We start from the raw sequence: 22,431 nt of genomic DNA on the forward strand, positions 1-22,431 counted from the left end.
ATTAAACTTATTTTTCTCAATAACTTCCCCTATTATGTTAAGATATATTTGTGATGGAGCTCTTCAGTAATCTCTGCTACGTGCACATGTGATGTTTGCGCTATGGAGATGCAATCTAATAGACTTACCTTCGTAACTTTCTTAAAATACTTAATAGACTGTTTATATAAGTCCGTGAACAGAGAACTTTGAAAAATAATCTAATTTTAGAGATGAAAAAACATCTTCTCAAAAACGAAATGCTTGTTTAAGAAGACGACATTAGGAAATATTAATCACAAACGACATCATGGACATGTCTGGATTAATATATTTTGTATACAAGCTTAAGATGGAGTGTGTAGTACAAATTTTAGGCAAGAGAGAAAGATGACATCACTCCTCTAAAAGGTAAATTCCCAATAGATAGCTTTCCCTTTATTTTACCTGAATTAAAAGAAATCATTGATAATGTGTTCCATCAAGACCTGAAACTTTCATTATACTAAAACAGGCAAAAAATTAACCAAAGTAAGGTTCAATCTCCTGTTTTATCACCTTAGATCCAAGAAAATATAAAAAGAGCAGGAATTAAGAAAATTCTAGAGAATCAATAACTAGAAAATTTCCCTATTTAAAAATAAATATTGATTTTATTAAACACATCATTCTACTGCAAATAACAACGCAGCAACTGCACGATCTTCAGCTAACAAAACATTAAATGTACGTACCGCAGCTCCCGTACTCATTGTATCTGATGAAATACGCTTTTCCCATAAAAGCATCCGTAGCTCTTTAGGTAACGGCAATAATTCAATTCCCGTACCTATTAACAAAACTTCAATCTCAGATGATTCTTCTAAAATACGAGATACATCTTCTTGAGTGGGAATAGGTCCTACCATATCAATACCATAAATACCTGATGGTACACAAACAAGAGAACCTCTATGTGACATATCAGCAAAACGAAATCCACCATTTCCATAAGCATCAATAGGTGCTCGCCTTGGAAAATGGGCCTCACGGATTTGAATGGCATGAGACATAGTAAGTATCCTTTATTTTAAAAAATTCAATCGCGTTCTTTCCTTCCTTAAAATCAGCAAAGAACCTATAATAAATACTGATCTATAATCATAATCCGTACAGCAATATTGATGTAAATCTCTTTTATCCTCTCCCCTAGCAATACAAATAAATATATCAAAACTCACAACAAACTGCAATTAAATGCTACGCTGATTTAAGCAGACCCATCCTGAAAAAAATCTCTTAATCTATTCGCTTACAAACAAGAGATTTCTACTATACAAAACACTAACCTTATTTAAAGAAATAAAAAATTTACTGCTCTACTCCACAAATGATGTAAGCACTTCAACTCATCTGCAAAAAACAAAAAATTATATTTGTTCATTGATTATAACAACCACAATAAAAATGTACTGTAAAAGACCAGAATAAACTGTCATTATATTTAATGATCAGTTTTCCTTTGACACAGCTTTTTTCTCTTGAGAGATATTCACTTTTTCCTTTGTTGCCGCTTTAGATTTTTGTGCTGCCTTTTTTTTAACAAGTTTTGATTTTTTTTCTGCAATCGGTTCGCCTTTCACACGAACATCCGCTAATGTTGAGCGGATAACACGAACTTGTATACCATCACTAATCTCAACCTCTAGTTCACCACTCTCATCGTAAACCTTCGTAACTTTGCCTATAATACCACCACCCGTTATAACCGTATCACCACGACGCACAGCATTAAGCATCTCCTGACGCTTTTTCATTTGTGCACGCTGTGGGCGGATTATAAAAAAATACATAATTGCAAAAATTAAAATGAACGGAATAAAACTCACAAGTGAGGCACCATTGGAAACACCACCTGCAACTTGGGCATAAGCATTGGTAATAAGCATTATTATCTCCTATAGATTAAACTTCAGGTATTTTCATTTTATTAAAATAAACGTTCAGCTTAAAAAAAAGCTTTCCTAGAGGATCTCTTATACAGAGCAATAACTACCACAATGTAATCACAGCTTTATACAAAGACAATAAATTCTTAAGAAACGGAAAACAACGAGAAAAAACTTCTAACGAACAGATTTGTTTTATATATATCATTCAATATGCATATTTTCACTCATGAAAAAACAAATGGTACAAAACGATTTTGCATACCCTCTCATGAGAGTACCACCTCATCTACCATCCCCAAATCTATAATTCTTATACTCAAAACCATCATCAGACTGAATTCTATCAACTGTTTTGTTTAAGCTCTATAAGTTACAGATTTCTAAAATACAGTCTTATGACTCAATTTTCTAAATATTCGGTAGGATCAACAGGTACAGCGTTCTTACGCACCTCAAAATAAACACGTGGCGTTTTAACATTTCCTGAAATACCAGACTTAGCAATCTCATCACCACGGCGTATTTTTTGTCCCTTGTTAACAACAAGCCTACTGTTACACCCATAAATAGTAATAATATTGTCTTCATGCCGAATCATAACAACATTGCCAAGCTCTTTTAATCCATCACTCGCATAGATAACAACACCATTTTCCGCCGCCTTTACCGATGAGCCCTCAGGTACAGCAATATCTATTCCCCGATTAGTTGCCGTTCCTTTTTTTTGACCAAACTGACTTAATAAACGTCCTCGCACTGGCCAACGCATTTTAGAAATTCCTGTAGCTTGCGGAGTAACAATACTCTCCGTATTGGTTATAGCATCTGGCAAACTAGCTTCATGATTTAATTGCATCATATGTTTCGAAGAATTCTTTTCAGTATTCGACCTGTTTATCTTTGCAGAAGGTGGAATTGTTGTGGAAGTTTTATTTATAGGTGAAGCCTTCTTGTATCTTATGGAAGAGGTATTTGGAGACTGAACGGAAAGTTCTGTTGTTAAGAATGCCCTATCATTATTATTGGTCTTCGAGACAGCTGGTGTACGCCTATTTGGAATCATGAGTACCTGACCGATATAAATGGAATTATTGCTTATACCATTTGCCGATTTTAACACCTCAACATTGACCCCTATTTGCCGTGCAATGCTTAACAGCGTATCTCCACTCTGGACAATATAAGAATTTCGCCGAAAAAGAGGAGAATTATCCATTTGTGAACGAGAAAGTGTTCCAAGATCGCGTGGCGGTGTCCCCATCATTCGACTATCAGAAGAAGATTCCCCTCTTTGTTGTGTAGAATTATACGGAGTATTATCGTTGCCCCATGAATCACTGCTCGACTCCACAGGAGGCAATTCAGAGCTCTGTATCATGCCACCATACGACAGCATTCGCGGATCTGCAGAAAGAGTTGTAGACATATTTGAATGAGTAGACTCCGTACGATGAGGGAAAATATTAGCGAAACGCTGCGTACCGGAACTACACCCCGCAAAAACAGTTACCATCACTAAAAAAATTATTCCCTGAAAATTACGCCCAAAAATATTACTCAAAACTTTTAAACACATAGTTTTGCTCACTCATTCATACTCAACTCATTCTATTAAAGCTTTTTAATATTACCTAAGAGTTAAAATGAGATATTTTATTCATAAATATCTTTATAATAAGCTCAAAATGAATTTAACATAAAATAAAAAGGTAAGAGAGTTCGTGCAGTATCTTCCATTTCAAAAATTAAAGTGTTTCCGCAATGCCTTTAATAAAGGGTTGATAGCGCACTTGAAACATTTTTAAACATTCAAATCGACTGCCAAGTTTTGTATAGCGCGTCACGGTTTGTACCCCTTCATGAGGTCCTATAGCTTGTATGAGAATTCCATTTTCAGCTAACAGTTCTAAAAATTCCTTTGGTTCATCAGAACGTGATGGCCAAATAAGAATACGATCAAATGATCCAAAATCTATAACAGGTTGGCTTCCATCAAGCTGCCGTACAATAATATTTTCAAGCCCCAAAGTTTGAAATTTTTGGCACGCCAAATGAACAAGCGTTTTATAGCGATCAATTGTTGTCACACGGTCACTGAGACATGCCATAAGAGCGGTACAAAAACCAGATCCTGTACCAATTTCTAAGACACGATGTTTTTTTTTCAGTGATAATGCAGAAAGAATCAAAAGCTGCTCTTCCAAACGCTCAATATATTCACCACACGCAATCGGAATAACTTTATTATCATAAGCACTGCTAACCCAAGGAGTCGCAACAAATTGTTGACGTGGAATTTTCTCGAATGCCGCAAAAAAGCGAACATCATCAATTCCTTTGCTACGCATTTTCAGCACAAGTCCAGCCAATTCCTCACGAAATCGTAAAATACCCTTTTGTCCCATAGCGTCATTTGCTCTCCACTGGGGTAGTCCCCTTATCGTACGGAGAACTCATTTTTTCAAAAATGGCAAAATCTCGCGTTTGCATGTCATCATCTTTGAGCAATAAATGCATATCGGGTTCTCCTTTCGCGAAATTAAGCAGTAATACAATGCACGCCCTTCATATAGGGTTGTAAAACATCGGGAACAATAATTGATCCATCAGCTTGCTGATAATTCTCAAGAATAGCAATAAGACAACGCCCAACAGCCGTACCAGAACCATTAAGGCTATGAACAAAGTGCAATGCTTTATCCCCCTCTTTACGATATCGAGCATTCATGCGTCGCCCTTGAAAATCTCCACAAACTGAACAACTGGAAATTTCACGATAGCACCCTTGTCCAGGAAGCCAAACTTCAATATCATAAGTTTTACGTGCCGCAAATCCCATATCTCCTGTACAAAGAACAACTGTGCGAAAAGGCAAACCAAGACGTTTCAAAACATCTTCTGCACATTCTGTCATACGTTCCAGCTCTTTTAAAGATTGCTCTTCAGTCGTAATCGATACCATTTCTACTTTCCAAAACTGATGTTGACGCAACATACCGCGTGTATCACGACCTGCTGCACCCGCCTCTGATCGAAAACAAGGAGTCAAAGAAGAAAATCGCAATGGTAAATCTGATATCTCAAGAATTTCATTGTTCACCAAATTGGTTAACGGCACTTCTGCTGTAGAAATAAGCCATCGGCCATCGGTCGTGCGAAAAAGATCATCAGCAAATTTCGGCAACTGAGCCGCTCCGTACACAATCTCATCACGAACAAGAAGAGGCACAGAAACCTCTGTATAACCATGCTCCTCAACATGGACATCAAGCATAAATTGGCCCAAAGCACGTTCAAGCCGTGCTAATGCTCCTGACAGTACTGTAAAGCGCGTCCCAGATAAACGACCTGCCCGCTCAAAGTCCATCTGTTTAAGATTTTGACCAAGATCAAAATGTTCCTTTGGTGTAAAATTAAATGCTGTGGGGGCCCCAAAATGTCGAATGACAACATTATCACTTTCATCTTTACCTTTTGGAACATCATCCAATGGAATATTGGGCAGTGCTGAAAGAACCTTTTCAAAGTTTTCAGTTAACCGCCTTTCTTCCGCTGTAGCAGAAGAAAGGAAAACTTTAATCTCTTCAACCTCAGCTCTAACGCGTTCAACCATTTCCTGATCACCCGCCGCCAATGCCTGTCCTATTTCCTTTGAAGCAGCATTGCGACGCTCTTGGGCAAATTGCACTTTAGCAACATGTGACCGACGTTCCCGATCAAGTTCTATTAATTTTTTAGCTTGCGGCTCTATACCTCTATCTTCTAGCGCTTTATCTAATTTCTCAGGGTGTTCACGAATCCACTTAATATCCAGCATCAAAATTCCTCATTTGCATCGTTGCTATCTGTTTCCTATCACACAATATAAACTTTTCTTAAGAGGATTTTTTTCTTTTTTCTATACAGTACGCAATTAAATCTATACAGTACGCAATTAAAATTGAGATCTCATAAAGAGCTATCGTTGGTAAAGCTACTGCAAACATAGTAAAAAAATCCGATGGAGTTACTATCGCCGCAATGATAAAAGAGAGAAGGATAGCCCATTTTCGTTTAGATACCAAACCATAAGAAGTTAAAAGTCCAATTTTCGTTAAAAGACTGGTTACAAGAGGTAATTGAAAAATTAAACCCAAAATCATGATAAACGGCGTCATAAAACTTAAATAATCGGAGATACGGACGATAAACTCTATTCTCAAATGAATATCTGGAAGAAATTGCTGAGAAAGGCTAAACCAAAGCATTATGGGCGCTAACAAAACATAAACAAATGCTCCCCCTATACAAAATAAAATCAGTCCACCAATGAGAAATGGTAAAAAAGCCATACGTTCATTTTTATAAAGTCCTGGAGCAATAAAACTATAAAACTGAAAAGCTGTATAGGGAAAGGATAAAATAACTGCTCCAAAAGCAGCAAGTTTCATCTTCGTTAAAAAAGTTTCCCATACTTGTGTTGATTGAAAACCAATACTCTCAGGATTACCACCTGATATTTTCATTGCCCACTGATAAGGCCATATCAAAAAATTTAAAATATAATCTTTGATAAGAAAACACATCATAACAGCTACAAAAAATTCAACCAGAGCAGCAATAATTCTCTGACGAAGTTCAAGCAAATGTTCTATAAGTGGTGCCATACTGGCATCAACTTCATCTTTCTTAACCTTCATGACAGATCTTTTTTATCTTTAGACGTTTTAGAAATACTCTCAGAACTCTGAAGATCAACGGATATGATTGTATTTTCATTGGTTTTATTTTGATCACATATCAAAATCTCTTTATTTTTTTCTAATTTATAGTGCCTTGCATTTACCTCAAAATTTTGGGTATTCTCTACTGCGTCATGAAGGGGATTAAAAGTCTCTGTCAACTCCTTGCTGAGATTAAAATCTCCGCTATTGTCTTTTGCAAATCATCAAGCTCGGCTTGTCTCATTGCATCATCAAACTGGTGACGAAATTCATTCCCTTTTGAACGTACATAAGCCATTACCCTTGCCATTGTCCCTAGCATTTTAGGTAAATCTTTTGGTCCAACCACAACAATGAGAACAAATAAGATCACGAGAAATTCTGGACCATCAATCCCAAACATCGCTTATACTCGACTCTACTTCTTTCATTTTTTTAATAATGTACAACTATGTTTACGTTTTTGTTATTTCACGCGACGTTCTTCAGCAACAGATGTCTTTTTTCCCTTAGTAGAAGAAGAACTTTTTCTGCGTGCTGCGACAGGCTTTACCGATAATGGCTCAGATTGTTGAGATTTACCTTCTATTGTTTTCGAATAATCAGCCATTGCAGACTTATCCTCAACGCTGTTCTCTTCTTCTTTCATATTCTTTTTGAAAGCCTTAATCCCCTTAGCAACATCGCCCATTAATTCGGAGACCTTGCCACTCCCAAAAAACACTAGGATAATCAGTAAAATGACAATTAAATGCGCTGGTGAAAAAATATTACCCATCACTCTCTCTCACTGCTTTTAAATTTGAATCCATATTTTTATCCTCACTCTGTAAGGAACTTTCCAAATATAATCATAACTTAACAGTACATTTTCTCTTTCGATTAAATGCAATCACAGGTTTTTTGCATATTAACTTTTTAGCATCTTTTTTGCTCAGCACATTATAGTGAAAAATAATCAATTTTTTAAATTAAACTCAAAAGACTTGCAAATTCTTCTCTTAAAGCAATTTCATCTGATTTATCTGCAAACACTATAGTAAGCACTCCATGCACATTCCAATATTTTACCTTTTTTAAAATGGTATTATTTGCATAATTGGGCAGATTTCTACCATATTATCACTATGATATGAAAAGATTTTAATGTAAATTGCTCATCCCGTTCATATAAATTTATTGCTATAAAATTATAATAAAAAACCAATAATTCACAATATTGACCTTCTTTTGAAAATATATATTTTTGCTCTCTACAAGAGGCTTTTTGTTTATATAAAGTTATTTCTATTTTATAGGGAATTTGGTAAGCAATCATCTATATTGGTAAAATTTACTCATGAATTATCGGCATATTTATCATGCTGGCAATTTTGCTGATGTTTTTAAACACATTATTGTCACCCGCATTATAGAATATCTCAAACGCAAAGCTAAAGCTTTTCGTGTTATAGATACGCATGCTGGGATCGGCATTTATGATCTTTCCTCTTTAGAAGCACAAAAAACGGGAGAGTGGCATGAAGGCATCCAACGTTTTTTTTCAGCTCCTATTCCAGAAGATTTAAAAACATTCCTTTGTCCATGGTGTGATATTATTAATACACTCAATAACGGAAAAAAAGAAATAGCCTTCTATCCTGGCTCTCCTGTTCTTATTCGCCAATTATTGCGTAAACAAGATCGACTCACCGCAATTGAATTACACGATGAAGATTATCGCATTTTAGCAAAAAAATTTACCGGTGATTATCAAACAAAAATCCTACATTTGGATGGTTGGCTCTCTTTAAATGCGCATTTACCACCAAAGGAAAAACGTGGCTTTATCCTTATTGATCCTCCCTTTGAGAAACCTGGTGAATTCTCCCGTCTTATTGAGGGATTGATGAAAGCATATCGCCGTTTCTCTGGAGGAATTTACGCTTTATGGTATCCCGTTAAATATGACAAAGAAATTGAAAATTTTCTTTACGCACTTTATCAAACAGGAATTCCTAAAATTCTACAACTCGAAATGCGTATTCGAAAAAGCTCCGTGCCACCTACAATGTGTGGTAGTGGTATGATTCTTATCAATCCTCCTTATCTTCTTGAAGAAGAAATAAAAAAGCTTAGCCCCTTCCTTCTTGCCCGTCTTGGACAAGATAGAAATGCACAAATGACCCTTAAATGGATCCAAAAGGAACATTCATTGTGTTAAATTTTTTCATTCTATATTTATGTTAAATCAGAAACTTCTTCGTGAGAATCATAGGCATGAAGTCACTCAAAACTACTGTAATACTAAGTCGGCTTCTTTGTCCTCTTGACTCTATCAACTTCCAATGTACATTATAATCAACAGCACAAATTCGATTTTTAAAACAAAACCTACCTTAATATGACTGATCTTCATCAAGAGATTAAAGTTGCTGAACTTGTAAAATTATTTTTAAAAACCGCTCTCAATGTTGCCTACGAAAGTAATAACTCCAAGATTCAATAATCTCGTATCATAATGCATTCTTTATAGGAAAAATAACTATCATTACATAAATGAATGTACTCGATGAATAAAAATATTTCTGGATAAACTGAATGATCCTGAAAAACAACGCAACTTATTCCAAAAATGAACAAGAGAATCTTTCTTTTCTCTCTCTCATACCATGGAACAATGCCAATCAGGGAAATGATGAAAATCAATTCAAAGGTGCCAAACTCATACAAGAGTTTGTCAAACATCTTCCCCATAAACCTGGCGTTTATCGGATGATTGATGAAAATGGAGATGTTCTCTATGTTGGTAAAGCACGTAATCTTAAAAAACGTGTTTCAAATTATACCCATGAACAAGGACACAATAATCGTATTGCTCGTATGATTCGTGCAACATGTCATATGGAATTTGTCGTCACCCACACAGAAACAGAAGCACTCCTGTTAGAAGCTAACCTCATCAAAAGATTTCATCCGCATTTTAATGTCCTACTGCGTGACGATAAAAGCTTTCCTTATATCATTATTACTGATGACCACCGAGCACCTGCACTTTATAAACATCGTGGTGCCCGAACAAGAAAAGCCCATTATTTTGGCCCTTTTGCCTCTTCAGGTGCAGTGACACAAACAATCAACGTTTTACAACGCGCCTTTTTATTACGCACCTGTACCGATTCAGTTTTTGAAAACCGCACACGCCCCTGCTTACTTTATCAAATTAAAAGATGTTCTGCCCCCTGTACAGATGAAATTAGTGATAGTGATTATAGAGAACTCGTGAGAGAAGCAAAAGCTTTTCTTTCGGGAAAAAGCCAATCTGTTAAAAATGATATGGTTCAAGCTATGCATCAAGCCGCAGAAAACCTTGATTTTGAACAAGCAGCTGCCTATCGTGATCGCTTATCATCCCTCTCTCATATACAAAGCCACCAAGGTATTAATCCTCAAACGATAAAAGAAGCAGATGTATTTGCAATTGCGCAACGGGAAGGTGTCACCTGTATTCAAGTGTTTTTCTTTCGCATGGGGCAAAATTGGGGAAATAGAGCCTATTTTCCTAAAGCAGATCTTTCTTTTTCTAGTGCTGAAATTTTAACAAGTTTTCTTGCTCAATTTTATGATGATAAGCCACTTCCAAGACTCATCCTTTTATCTGAATCAATCGAAGAAAAGGCGCTTCTTACAGAAGCACTCAGCCTAAAAGCAAATCGTAAAATACTTCTCTCTTTACCCAAACAAGGTGAACGCAAAACTCTTGTTAATCATGCTCATATCAATGCTCATGAAGCCCTTGGACGCAAGCTTGCAGAAACAGCTACACATACAAAATTACTCCAGAGCCTCGCTGAAATATTCCAACTGCCGCATACCCCATGTCGTATAGAAGTCTATGACAATTCTCATATTATTGGGACAAATGCTGTAGGTGCGATGATTGTTGCGGGATCCTTGGGATTTATTAAAAATCAATATCGCAAATTCAATATTCGCTCGACTGATATTACACCAGGTGACGATTTTGGTATGATGAAAGAGGTTATCAAACGAAGATTTTCACGCCTTATTAAAGAGCATGGTCTACCGCATAAAAACAATAAGATAAAAAATCAAAATGACGATTCTTTTCCTATTTGGCCAGATCTTATATTAATCGATGGTGGTGAAGGACAAATAAACAGTGTGCTTACAATATTATCGGAATTAGAATTAGATAATTTTATCACGGTCATTGGAATTGCTAAAGGCGCTGACCGTAGAGCAGGACGTGAACGTTTTTTTATAAAGGGCAAAACACCTTTTACACTTCCTCCACGAGACCCTCTCCTTTATTTTTTGCAACGTCTACGCGATGAAGCACACCGTTTTGCAATTGGAACACATAGAGAAAAACGAAAAAAAGCAGTATTTAAAAATCCACTTGATGAAATAGAACATATCGGTCCTACAAGAAAGCGTGCTTTGCTTCATCACTTTGGAAGTGCTAAAGCTGTTGCTGGTGCTTCACTCGAAGATTTAATAAGAGTTAAAGGCATATCTCTTATGATTGCACGCAAAATTCACAACCATTTTAACGAAAAATAAGACTTTTTTCATAATCTGTGTTTTGTTACATTTATGAAATAATATATTATATTTCACAAAGAATTAAAAATAGCTCTATGAAAAAACATACTTTTTCTTTTCCCAATATTCTCACTTATGCACGAATTGTTGCAGTGCCTATGGTTGTTGCGTGCTTTTTTTTAGAAGGACGGCTACAATCAAGCGATATTGCACGTTGGATTGCCGTTTCCCTTTTTGTTATTGCATCTATTACTGATTTTCTAGATGGTTACCTCGCCCGTATTTGGGAACAAACATCCAATATCGGTCGCATGCTCGATCCCATAGCAGATAAACTTCTTGTCTCTGCTTGTCTGCTCTTACTTGCTGCTGACAGTACTATCGCTGGATGGACTTTATGGGCCGCCATTATTATTCTTTGCAGAGAAATTCTTGTATCAGGATTACGTGAATATTTGGCTGAATTGAAAGTTAGTGTTCCTGTTTCTCGTCTTGCGAAATGGAAAACTTTTGTACAAATGATAGCTATTGTCCTTCTCTTAGCAGGACCTTCTGGCAATAAAATTATTCCATATACAATGGAATTTGGCATCATTATGCTGTGGATTGCTGCTCTCTTCACATTGTGGACAGGATGGGATTATTTTCGTGCAGGCTTAAAACACGTTATCACATGAAAATAATGCGCTTTCTTTATAGATACTTTCTAGGAAATTCATAACCCCATAAGAAAAATCCCGAAACAGGGAGTTGCGGGACTCTTTGCTTTATATATATGCTTTGATTAACCAACAATTTCTATTTCGGAAAACCAAAAAGCAATTTCTGTCTTTGCTGTTTCAGCACTATCTGAACCATGAACAGAATTTTCGCCAATTGACAAAGCATGTGTTTTACGAATTGTTCCTTCTTGTGCCTCCAGAGGATTTGTAGCTCCCATCACTTCACGATTTTTAGCGATTGCATTTTCACCTTCCAAAACCTGCACAATTGTTGGACCAGAAGACATAAATTCAACCAACTCACCAAAAAATGGGCGTTCCTTATGAACTGCATAAAACTTTTCAGCTTCACGCTGGCTCATCCACACACGCTTAGATGCAATAACACGTAAGCCCGCATCCTCAAGCATTTTTGTAATTGCTCCTATCAAATTACGACGTATTGCATCCGGTTTAATCATTGAAAACGTACGTTCTATAGCCATTTGACCACCTTATATTTTATTGACAATATTATCTTGTGGCGTTCTATAACGAGCAAACAGCCTCTTGCCAAGTGACGGTAGAATAATATGCATTAATTTTCAAAATCGTGTCATTCATTTTAGAGGAAACTTCCATAAAAACAACAATTCTCGCAATTACTCACCCCTTTATAACAAAACCATAGCCTCCTCCTAAAAAGATTGAACCAGCTTTCACAAAACTAAATATTCTCCCCTCAACCTACTCCTTAAAAAGTAAAACACGAGAAAAACTTCCTACGCAGCATACAGCCGCAAGCCCGTTTATCTGGAAAACATCACCCCACACATCGCATATCTCGTTTGTAAAAATACAGATAAAGCCAATTAAAGAACAAACACAGACTTAGAAACTATAGCGCACTCCTAAAATACCCTGAAGGGACTGTTTCGTCTTGTGTCCTTTGACATAATGCGCTTCTGCATAAAGCTTCAAGGTATTACTAAGGAAACTGCTTAAACCTATCCCTAATTTACCTGCATTCCCTGATAAATCCGTAACAAATTGATGCTGCTTATTAATTGTTGTGTGATTGTCATCTTTATTCTCACGCAACCATGATGCCGTAACATAACCCATCAATGAAGTCTCTAAACCATCCAAAATTTCATACCCCAATGATAACCCAACCTCACTGCGTAATGACGTAAAGGGACTTATATCACCCGTCATTTCATTCGAAAGCTTGATCTCTTTACCTTCAACTTGCAACCACATTAATTGCGCATAAGGTTGCATCCAACTATGCTGTGCCACCTTCATCCGATAACCTGCTTCAAAGGACGTCCCTACCGCCCACTGGTTATAATTCCCTTCAATGGCTAAACCGTTTGTTGAAACAGCATTCAAAGTATTTTGAGAGTGATTGTATTTTAATACACTATCCAAATACCATCCGCTATGGTCAAAATAAGTTGCATAAGCTCCTATGCCATAGGTATTGATGCCACTCACACCACCACGAGCATGAGCAACACGTGCTTTGTCATAACTGCCAAAACCACCAATATAAAACTCTCCATGTGCCAATTCATTTAAACCACCAATCCCTAATACAATCCCCATCTGTTCAAGCTTAAAATCTATATGATCTGCGAAAACACTCTCTTTACTTTTGATTGCATATGTCCAAAGAGCGGAAGTTTTTTTATTTCTCTCTAGAATTCCTCTCCCCGCACGCACAGTTTGCAACTCATTCTTAAAAACAAGTGCCGGTGTAACAGACAATGACAACACCGCATCCGTAGAGGGAGTGGTTAAAAAATCAGAAACTGAGGGCCCCTGTCTTACTTGTTGAAGAAGTTGATCTGGTCCACTTGGACGTAACAGTATCTGATCAGTGAAAGATTGAACATTTGTAGAAACAACAGGCTGCTGTTGCTCTTCAGAAAAATGAGGGGATCCTGCGGAAGAAACGGAAACACTCTGAGCCTCTCTCAAATGCCGCGGAGGTCTTGGTTTTGGGAACTGCTTATAACGCCTTCCATTATTATTGGAACGAGACTGCGTACCCGTTCCCACATCCGTAGATAACTCTCTTGAAAAAGTAGTAACTTTTGATTTCCTATTCGTAGCTGGAGGAAGAGTGCTGGAACATTCTGCGTTTTTAGCAACCATACCTAAATACCAAGTTGTAGTATCACCACTAGAATCAGCACGCCTGTCCCTTTTACACAAGCGATACATATAAGTTCCACCATCAACAGCTTCAATTTCATTACCGAAACGATTTGCAAGAGCAAAATCAGCTCCCCCGCTTTTATCGGTAATCAAATTAATTTCTGCAACTAAACCACTTGTTTGTAATAGAGGACTTGTGATTTCAGTGCCAAAATCGGCAACGCTTATTTTATGCTTACCTGCACCATCATCAATAAACAAGTAATCACTACCACCACCTATAGCACTAATATTGAACTGAAAATGTAAATTCCCTGAAAGTTTCTTAACATGAAGTAAAAGGTGACGTGGATCATACAAAATAGAAGTAAAAATAACATTCCCTCCCTCACCACTTAAATTTTCAATATCAATCTGAGAAATTTCTGCAATGTTCCGCTTACCAACGAAAAATAATATTTCATCACTTCTTCCCTCTACAGAAAGTTTTCCTTTCGTGATATGATTTGTGACATCACCAGCAAATAAATAAAGACGTCCTTCATTATTGACCTTTACTTCTCCGACGACTTCCTTTGTACCAACATGTATCAACGAGCTGGCAGTGTCAGTAATTGTTAAACTATCCAGAAATCCACCAGGATATACAACTTGAACAGCTCTATCCCTCAAGGTAGTAGCATAGGACTCTCCTCCCATTAAAACATGCTGTCTACCATTTCCCCTGATCTCCGTATTCATTGCTCTTCCCCCCTCTTTTCTTTGACCCATGTAAAGATTTTGTTCACCTCTTCCCATAACTTTGGTATCCCAAACCCAAGCCCCATCGTATACGTTTTGTTGCCCCACAACTCCATCACCATCAGAAATTATGGTCTTATAAGCACTGCTTTTCCTCACCTCTCTTGTAAGATCAAGACCTTTCTCTTCAAAAACCAACTGCTTCCCACCACGGATTTTAGTATTCATAGCAGTCCCTCCACGCGTAACTATTTGCATCCCACCTTTGTCAACAGTAGCATCTATGGAAGTTCTACCATTTTCAACAATCTCTACACCACCATCTTCAATCGTAATATTACTTCTAACAAGAAGTTCAGAAGTAATCAGTGCTGAACCTTTTTGTACCGTTCCACCATTTGTCGTACCTGTTAGCTGTGTTAATGGTTCATTTTGACCTGCACTTGCAATTTGTACAAGACAGCTACTGATCATCAATATTGAAAAACTTAATTTGCATTTATGCCGCATTATCCATACTCCACTATACAATTATGAGACAAAAATCCCACAATTACGCAGGTAGATCATTTTAGATTGTATCGTAATGTGTTTTATTTATGTCTAAATACAATTTTTTAGTGTATTATTTTATTTATACAATTATAAGTTGTAAACTTATAGTCACAAAAAACTATCCTAGCCTGTGACTGTATAACTTCATCAAATGCAAATTATGCCCTTTTGGACAGGACACAATTTACAATATCTGCAACAATAAATAAAAAAATGATATTGCTTTTAATAGAACGTAAGCTTACCCTTTTTGCCCCTACACTCCAAGAGGTTATTATATACACATTGCTTTTTTAAGTTGTGAAACAATACAATTCTAAGCTTAATCAATGCGTAAAGCACATATTTAAAAACTATAGCGTAACCCCAAAATACCTTGAAGTGACTGCTTCATCTTATGCCCTTTTAGATAATGTACTTCCGCATAAAGTTTTAGTTTATCATCGACAAAACTGTTTAAACCAATTCCCAACTTACCCGCATTTCCAGACAAGTCTGTAATAAATTGATGCTGGTTATTAATCGTTGTATGATTATTATTGATATTCTCACGCAACCAAGCTGCCGTAATATAAGCCGTTAATGAAGTTTCTGCCCCAAAAATAAATTCATGTCCTGCCGTTAATCCAACTTCATTACGGAATGAAGTCAATGGGTTTATATCACCACTCATTCCATTGGAAAGCTTGATTTTTTTGCCCTCAACCTGCAAACCTGTTAATTTTATATAAGGCTGCATCCAAGTATTTTGCGCTGGCTCAAAACGGCAACCAATCTCAAATGCCCCACCTATCGCCGACTGATTATAATTGCCTTGAATGGCTAAACCGTTCGTTGAAATAGCTTTCAAGTTATCCCGATAATAATTATATTTCAAAACACCATCCATATACCATCTACGATTATCAAAATAAGTTGCATAAGTTCCAATGCTATAACTGCTTATGTCGCTATCCCCCCCTCGTGCATGAGCAACGCGTACTTGATCATAACTACCAAAACCACCAACATACAAATCTCCATGCGTTAATTCATTCAAATGATCAGCACCTAACATTATTCCTGTCTGCTCAAGCTTAAAATTTGTATGACCTATTGTCACACGTTCTCTGCTCTTGAGCGCGTAAGCCCATAAATCTGTATCTTTCCTGTTTTGGTCCAGAACTCCTCTCCCCGTACGCATAATTTCCAACTCATTGTTAAAAATAAGTCCAGAAGCTACTGCTGTAGAAAGCATGGCATCAACTGAAGGAGTCGTTGATGCCCCACCAGAGGCGAATGGATCTGTTGGATCGGGACGTGAAGATTCTGGTCCCTTGATCCGATCTGGAGACAAAAACCAAACTTTTCCATTTTCATCTTTTCTCTGTTTTAAACCATACATATAGGTGCCACCATCGATAGCATTAATTTTTTCACCTGAGAGATCTGTCAAAGTAAAATCAGCCCCACCGCTTTGATCTGTAATCAAATCACGCTTATTTGAAAAAGGGTCGGTGATTTCAACTCCAGAATCAGCAATACTGATTGTGTGCTTACCTATACCATGATCAACAAAAAGATAATCACCACGATTATGCGCAAGAGTTGTATTGAAGGCGAAATGTAAACTTCCTGAAAGATCATTAACATGAAGTTGAGAATAATACGGATCAGAGCCAGTAAACGCAAAAATAACACTCCCTTCACCACTTAATTTCTGAATGAGAGAGTTTTTACCATCAAATTCATCAGTGATAGAGTACAGTTTTGTATCTTTCCCATTTAAAAAAATGTCTTCTGCTATAGTATGGTGTTGATCATTTCCAGCGTAAAGATGAAGCTGTCCAGAATGATTTAAAAGCGTTTTGCCTTCTAATGTTGCTCCCGCATGCACCCATGATTTTGCCTCATTATTAATTGTCAGGTTTTTCACAGTTCCATCAGCATATATTTCTTGCGCAGCAGTTTCATTTAAAGTGACACCAATAGCACTACCTCCTGCTAAGATATTCTGCTTACCACCACCAAAGACTTGAGTATCAAACGCAAAACCACCATTTCTTGCACCTTGATCTTTTTTTGCAACCTCTTGTACACCTCCTTGCATAACTTCCGTGTTCCAAACGCTTCCACCGTCATATACTTCTTGCCACCCTAATGTTTTGCCTTGTCCATAAATTACAATATCTGAAGCGCTGCTGCCTTTCATTTTCCCTCTAACATCACCCTCTCCGAAAACAAGCTGTTTACCACCATAGACTTTTGTTCCCTGTGCTTTTCCCCCATTCTCAATCCTTTGCTGTCCACCTTCTTTAACGATAGCATTTTCTGAAAATCCTTGTTTTCCTCTTGAAGCCTGAACAATTTCAGTTCCACCATATTCAATTTTGCTCTCTTGACTGAGCCCCCCTGCAGAAACATGAATCTCTCCACCATTTCTAACCGCGTTATTGATAGACTTCCCTGGTTTATCGGTATCATCATCATTAAAAAAATAGCCTTTACCGTTATTATCGAACAAATGATTGTCTAGTTCAGTCCCGCTATTAATGAAAATAAGCTCAGAATCTTCCTGCATTATAGTATTATTTTCTTCCGCATACTGTCTGGCTTGACTATCATGTTTTCCATCTTCTCCCCATACATTCCTTACCGATATTCTTGTCCCCTTACCACCACTAAGCTTTTCAAAAGAATCTACCCCACCGCTCATCTCTAATATATGATTATTTTTAGATGCTTTAATATTTATGCCCCCCCCTGTTCTCATATCCTGATTATCATAAGATATTTTTTCATTTTCCCCATAGTTTAAAGACTGATAAAAAAGCCGCGTTTCTTCCCCAAATGCTGTTTGCCCCAAACAGCTACTAACCATGAGCATCCAACAACTCAGTTTCCACTTATATTGCATAGCTACCTCCTCCCCCTTCACGTCTGAGTAGACATCAAACGTAATTAGCTCTGCAAAATCTATTTTCAACCTAAAATTTTAAGAATTATCTTTAACAGTTTATTAATATTATAAAAAATCCCTTTACACTTTTCAGTAAAGTCTTTATTTTATCGAAAGTACAAGACACTATACCTGCGTTGCCTTTTCAAGATCTTTCCAATTTTTTTTACCAAACAGTAAAAAGTAAAATACGAGAAAAATTTCCTACGCAGCATACAGCCGCAAGCCCGTTTATCTGGAAAACATCACCCCACACATCGCATATCTCGTTTGTAAAAATACAGATAAAGCCAATTAAAGAACAAACACAGACTTAGAAACTATAGCGCACTCCTAAAATACCCTGAAGGGACTGTTTCGTCTTGTGTCCTTTGACATAATGCGCTTCTGCATAAAGCTTCAAGGTATTACTAAGGAAACTGCTTAAACCTATCCCTAATTTACCTGCATTCCCTGATAAATCCGTAACAAATTGATGCTGCTTATTAATTGTTGTGTGATTGTCATCTTTATTCTCACGCAACCATGATGCCGTAACATAACCCATCAATGAAGTCTCTAAACCATCCAAAATTTCATACCCCAATGATAACCCAACTTCACTGCGTAATGACGTAAAGGGACTTATATCACCCGTCATTTCATTCGAAAGCTTGATCTCTTTACCTTCAACTTGCAACCACATTAATTGCGCATAAGATTGAATCCAACTATGCTGTGCCACCTTCATCCGATAACCTGCTTCAAAGGACGCTCCTACCGCCCACTGGTTATAATTCCCTTCAATAGCTAAACCGTTTGTTGAAATAGCATTCAATGTATTTTGAGAGTGATTGTATTTTAATACACTATCCAAATACCATCCGCTATCGTCAAAATAAGTTGCATAAGCTCCTATGCCATAGGTATTGATGCCACTCACACCACCACGAGCATGAGCAACACGTGCTTTGTCATAACTGCCAAAACCACCAATATAAAACTCTCCATGTGCCAATTCATTTAAACCACTGATCCCTAATACAATCCCCGTTTGTTCAAGCTTAAAATCTATATGTTCTGCGGAAACGCTCTCTTTACTTTTGATTGCATATGTCCAAAGAGCGGAAGTTTTTTTATTTCTCTCTAGAATTCCTCTCCCTGCACGCACAGTTTGCGACTCATTCTTAAAAACAAGTGCCGGTGTAACAGACAATGACAACACCGCATCCGTAGAGGGAGTGGTTAAAAAATCAGCAACTGAGGGCCCCTGCCTTACTTGTTGAAGAAGTTGATCTGGACCACTTGGACGTAACAGTATCTGATCAGTGAAAGATTGAACATTTGTAGAAACAACAGGCTGCTGTTGCTCTTCAGAAAAATGAAGGGGTCCTGCGGAACGTCCCATCTCAGGAGCTTGATGTCTTGATGCTGGAATAGTTGAAAGAAAAGAAACAGATTGATTATAGCTTAAATGTCTGGGAGTTCTTCTCCCCCGTGGTATACTGTCAATGGAAACCCCAGCCAAATACCAAATTTTTTTACTTCCATCCTCACCATTTTTCTGCTTTAAACCATATGTATAGGTTCCACCATCAATTTAATATTTGCACCAGAAAAGCTTTGTAGAGTAAAATTTGCTCTTCCGCTTTTATCAACAATGATATCAAGTCTTTTTGAAGAAGGATCGGTAATTTCAAGACCTGAGTCTTGAACACTTATTGTCTGATATCCTGAACCATTTTTAATAAAGAAGGAATCCCCTTTCCCTTCTGTAAGACTAACATTAAAGTTAAAATGCAGACTCCCTGAAAGATTATCAATATAAAGTTGAGAGTAGTATAAATGAGACTCTGCAGAAGCAAAAATAATCTTCCCTGCATCACTCAAATTTTGAATGTAAGAGCTCCTTCCATCAGAAATGTTAGCAATAGAGTATAATTTAGACTCTTCCCCACTTAAGGTGATATCCTCTACCGTAGTTCGAAATTTATCATCTCCGGCATAAAGATTGAGCTGTCCCAAAACACTAACTGCTATTTCTTCTCTTAATATTGCACCAGAAAAGATCCAAGAATTAGCTCCACCATGAATTGTCAAATTTTTCACGTATTCACCAGCATGAACTACTTGAACAGCACCAGCGTATAACATGACAATGTCAGCCTCACCTCCTGCTAAAACACGCTGCATACCACCTTCAAAAACTTCGGTATTCATTGCCAAACCACCACTCTTTAGTGCAAAATCATCATCTGTGAACCATTTAGCAAGATTTTGTATTCCTCCTCTCATAATTTTTGTGTCTGAAACTACCCCATCATCATACATACTCTGTTGCCCCAGTGTCTCACCTTGACCATAAATTGTGGTGCTATAAGCAGTACTATTCACAACTCCATCATTCACATCACCCTCTCCGAAAATAAGTTGGTTTCCACCATAGATTTCCGTATCTATTGCTGTTCCTTCCCCCTCTACCCTCTGTTGTCCGCCTTCATAAACAATAGTAGATTTTGAAATTCCTTGTTCTGCGACAACTTTAGAACCACCATTTCCAACGGTCGTATTCTCACTAAAACCACCTGCTTCAACATAGAGTATTCCAGCTTCCTTAACCGTATTATTAATGGAAAATTTGGCCCTTGTGTCTCTCCATCATCCAAAATATAAACTGTATGATCATCATTAAGCAGAGAGTTCTGCAAAACGAATTTATCCTCACTAACGCTGAGATCCTCTGGATAAAAGCTGATATCACTTGTATGAGAATTGACTATAGCGTCTTTTGAAACTTTCTTATCCTCTTCTTTTTCAAAAGTTTCAGCAATAGGCAATATTATATGAGACGGAATGATTAAAGACGTAGAAGGTTTTGCTGAGATCGCCAAATATCAAATTTTCCCCCGTTATGATCTTTCTGCTTTAGATCATAAATATAAGCTCCACCATCAACAGCATCAGCTTTTTCCCCGAAATGGTTTTTTTAAAGTAAAATGAGCGCCTCCACTTTTATCAGTAATTAAATCCAATGAAGAAAAAGAAGAATTGATAATTTCAGTATCAGAGTCCATGACACTTACTGTATGGTTACCTGCTCCCTTTTCAATAATAAGATAATCACCATGCCCCCTGCAAAATTGGCTCTCAAATTGAAATCTATAGTACCCGAAAGATCAGCAATATGAAGGAGAGAATAATATGGAGTTAATTCTGTGGAACCCGTAGAAGTAGCAGTATAAATAACACTCCCCTCACCACTTAATTTCCCAATCAGAGAACTTGATCCATCAACTTCCGTAGTAATAGAGCGTAATTGAGATTCTTTGCCCTTTAAAATAATCTCTTCTACTTTCGTTTGCTGCCCCTTATCTCCAGCGTAAAGATGAAGTTTCCCAGAGCCATTAATTTTTACTTCCCCTTCCAATATCGCATCAGAATAGACCAATGAAATGGCTCCATCATTAATCGTCAAAGTTTTTCTACATGCCCACCAGCATGGACTCTTTGAAGAGCTCCATCTTCCAAAGTAACGGTATTTGCCTTACCTCCTGCGAAAACATTTTGCACCCCAGCTGCAAAAACATTCGTATTTACTGCTAAGCCCCCTTTATCTCCAAACCATGTACTGAGATTTTGTTCTCCTCCACTCATAACATTTGTGACAAAAGTAACCCCATCATCATACACATTCTGTTGTCCCACTGTTTCGCCTTTACCATGAATTTCAGTGTTATAAGCAGAACTCCCCTCCCCCAAAACAATTTGTTCACCACCACAGATTTTAGTATCTTTTATTTGTCCTCCATACTCAACACTTTGTAATCCATATTCCTCAATAAAAGTATCAGCTAAAAATTTTTCTTTCCCGACAGTCTCCACTTGACCATCCTTAATTGTAAAATTTTTATTGATGAGATTTTTATCATTTTCTTCTAGATTCTTGCTTATACATACTGACGTTAATGGTCTCTCTTTTGGAGCAGCTTCTCCCTCAGCACTTGCAATTTTTACAACAAAACTACAGGTCATCAATGACCAAAAACTCAACATCAATTTGTGTTGCATTCTCCACACTCTATGATCTTTAAAAAAATCCGCATATTTCGAAAAAGTGCACAGAAAAGACAGCGTAACGCACCTGCTCAATCTCGTTTTTCAAGAGAACAAATCACCATACACGAAGCATT

General features: G+C 37.2%; 13 protein-coding genes and 2 pseudogenes. 3 read left to right on the forward strand and 12 right to left on the reverse strand.

What is annotated here, in order from left to right:
- Positions 1 to 644: 644 nt before the first annotated feature.
- From J7R10_RS02130 to tatA, 8 genes and pseudogenes are all read right to left on the reverse strand, one after another.
- Entirely contained in the window at positions 645 to 1,031 is a 387-nt protein-coding gene (locus J7R10_RS02130) for an Mth938-like domain-containing protein (protein WP_010705051.1), read from the reverse strand.
- Positions 1,032 to 1,469: 438 nt separating this feature from the next.
- Positions 1,470 to 1,907 (reverse strand): preprotein translocase subunit YajC, encoded by a 438-nt coding sequence (yajC, locus tag J7R10_RS02135; protein WP_010705050.1) that lies wholly within the window; start codon positions 1,905 to 1,907, stop codon positions 1,470 to 1,472.
- Positions 1,908 to 2,310: 403 nt separating this feature from the next.
- Positions 2,311 to 3,486, reverse strand: coding sequence for a M23 family metallopeptidase (locus tag J7R10_RS02140; protein WP_010705049.1), 1,176 nt, complete (start codon positions 3,484 to 3,486; stop codon positions 2,311 to 2,313).
- A 169-nt stretch (positions 3,487 to 3,655) separates the two neighbouring features.
- A complete protein-coding gene (locus J7R10_RS02145) occupies positions 3,656 to 4,315 on the reverse strand; it encodes a protein-L-isoaspartate(D-aspartate) O-methyltransferase (RefSeq protein WP_010705048.1) in 660 nt (219 codons plus the stop codon).
- A gap of 134 nt (positions 4,316 to 4,449) precedes the next feature.
- Positions 4,450 to 5,727 (reverse strand): serine--tRNA ligase, encoded by a 1,278-nt coding sequence (gene serS, locus J7R10_RS02150; RefSeq protein WP_010705047.1) that lies wholly within the window; start codon positions 5,725 to 5,727, stop codon positions 4,450 to 4,452.
- Positions 5,728 to 5,785: 58 nt separating this feature from the next.
- Positions 5,786 to 6,589 (reverse strand): twin-arginine translocase subunit TatC, encoded by an 804-nt coding sequence (gene tatC, locus J7R10_RS02155; protein ID WP_010705046.1) that lies wholly within the window; start codon positions 6,587 to 6,589, stop codon positions 5,786 to 5,788.
- Positions 6,586 to 7,016: pseudogene (gene tatB / locus J7R10_RS02160) on the reverse strand (Sec-independent protein translocase protein TatB). Before tatB ends, tatC begins: the two are co-directional and overlap by 4 nt.
- Positions 7,017 to 7,079: 63 nt before the next feature.
- The gene (tatA, locus tag J7R10_RS02165; protein ID WP_010705045.1) at positions 7,080 to 7,391 is read right to left on the reverse strand and encodes a twin-arginine translocase TatA/TatE family subunit; all 312 of its coding nucleotides are present in this window, start codon (positions 7,389 to 7,391) and stop codon (positions 7,080 to 7,082) included.
- A 561-nt stretch (positions 7,392 to 7,952) separates the two neighbouring features.
- On the opposite strand from tatA, the gene J7R10_RS02170 reads away from it, so the two are divergent.
- The 3 genes from J7R10_RS02170 to pgsA all read left to right on the forward strand — a co-directional run bounded on the left by J7R10_RS02170 (position 7,953) and on the right by pgsA (position 11,838).
- Positions 7,953 to 8,816, forward strand: a complete 864-nt coding sequence (locus J7R10_RS02170; protein ID WP_010705044.1) for a 23S rRNA (adenine(2030)-N(6))-methyltransferase RlmJ — start codon at positions 7,953 to 7,955, stop codon at positions 8,814 to 8,816.
- 377 nt (positions 8,817 to 9,193) lie between these two features.
- Positions 9,194 to 11,179, forward strand: coding sequence for an excinuclease ABC subunit UvrC (gene uvrC / locus J7R10_RS02175; RefSeq protein ID WP_010705043.1), 1,986 nt, complete (start codon positions 9,194 to 9,196; stop codon positions 11,177 to 11,179).
- A 77-nt stretch (positions 11,180 to 11,256) separates the two neighbouring features.
- Complete coding sequence (pgsA, locus tag J7R10_RS02180) at positions 11,257 to 11,838, forward strand: CDP-diacylglycerol--glycerol-3-phosphate 3-phosphatidyltransferase (protein WP_010705042.1); 582 nt, start codon at positions 11,257 to 11,259, stop codon at positions 11,836 to 11,838.
- 107 nt (positions 11,839 to 11,945) lie between these two features.
- Here the strand turns inward: pgsA and ndk are convergent, their stop codons facing one another.
- From ndk to bafA (J7R10_RS10320), 4 genes and pseudogenes are all read right to left on the reverse strand, one after another.
- The gene (gene ndk / locus J7R10_RS02185; protein ID WP_010705041.1) at positions 11,946 to 12,368 is read right to left on the reverse strand and encodes a nucleoside-diphosphate kinase; all 423 of its coding nucleotides are present in this window, start codon (positions 12,366 to 12,368) and stop codon (positions 11,946 to 11,948) included.
- A gap of 385 nt (positions 12,369 to 12,753) precedes the next feature.
- Positions 12,754 to 15,279 carry a BafA family autotransporter gene (bafA, locus tag J7R10_RS02190; protein WP_010705040.1) on the reverse strand — a complete coding sequence of 842 codons (2,526 nt, stop codon included), beginning with the start codon at positions 15,277 to 15,279 and terminating at the stop codon, positions 12,754 to 12,756.
- Positions 15,280 to 15,670: 391 nt separating this feature from the next.
- Positions 15,671 to 18,220, reverse strand: a complete 2,550-nt coding sequence (gene bafA, locus J7R10_RS02195) for a BafA family autotransporter (RefSeq protein ID WP_010705039.1) — start codon at positions 18,218 to 18,220, stop codon at positions 15,671 to 15,673.
- 355 nt (positions 18,221 to 18,575) lie between these two features.
- Positions 18,576 to 22,309: pseudogene (gene bafA, locus J7R10_RS10320) on the reverse strand (BafA family autotransporter).
- Positions 22,310 to 22,431 lie beyond the last annotated feature (122 nt).

The sequence above is a fragment of the Bartonella vinsonii subsp. berkhoffii ATCC 51672 genome (assembly GCF_902825225.1).
Classification (GTDB): Bacteria; Pseudomonadota; Alphaproteobacteria; order Rhizobiales; family Rhizobiaceae; genus Bartonella; species Bartonella berkhoffii.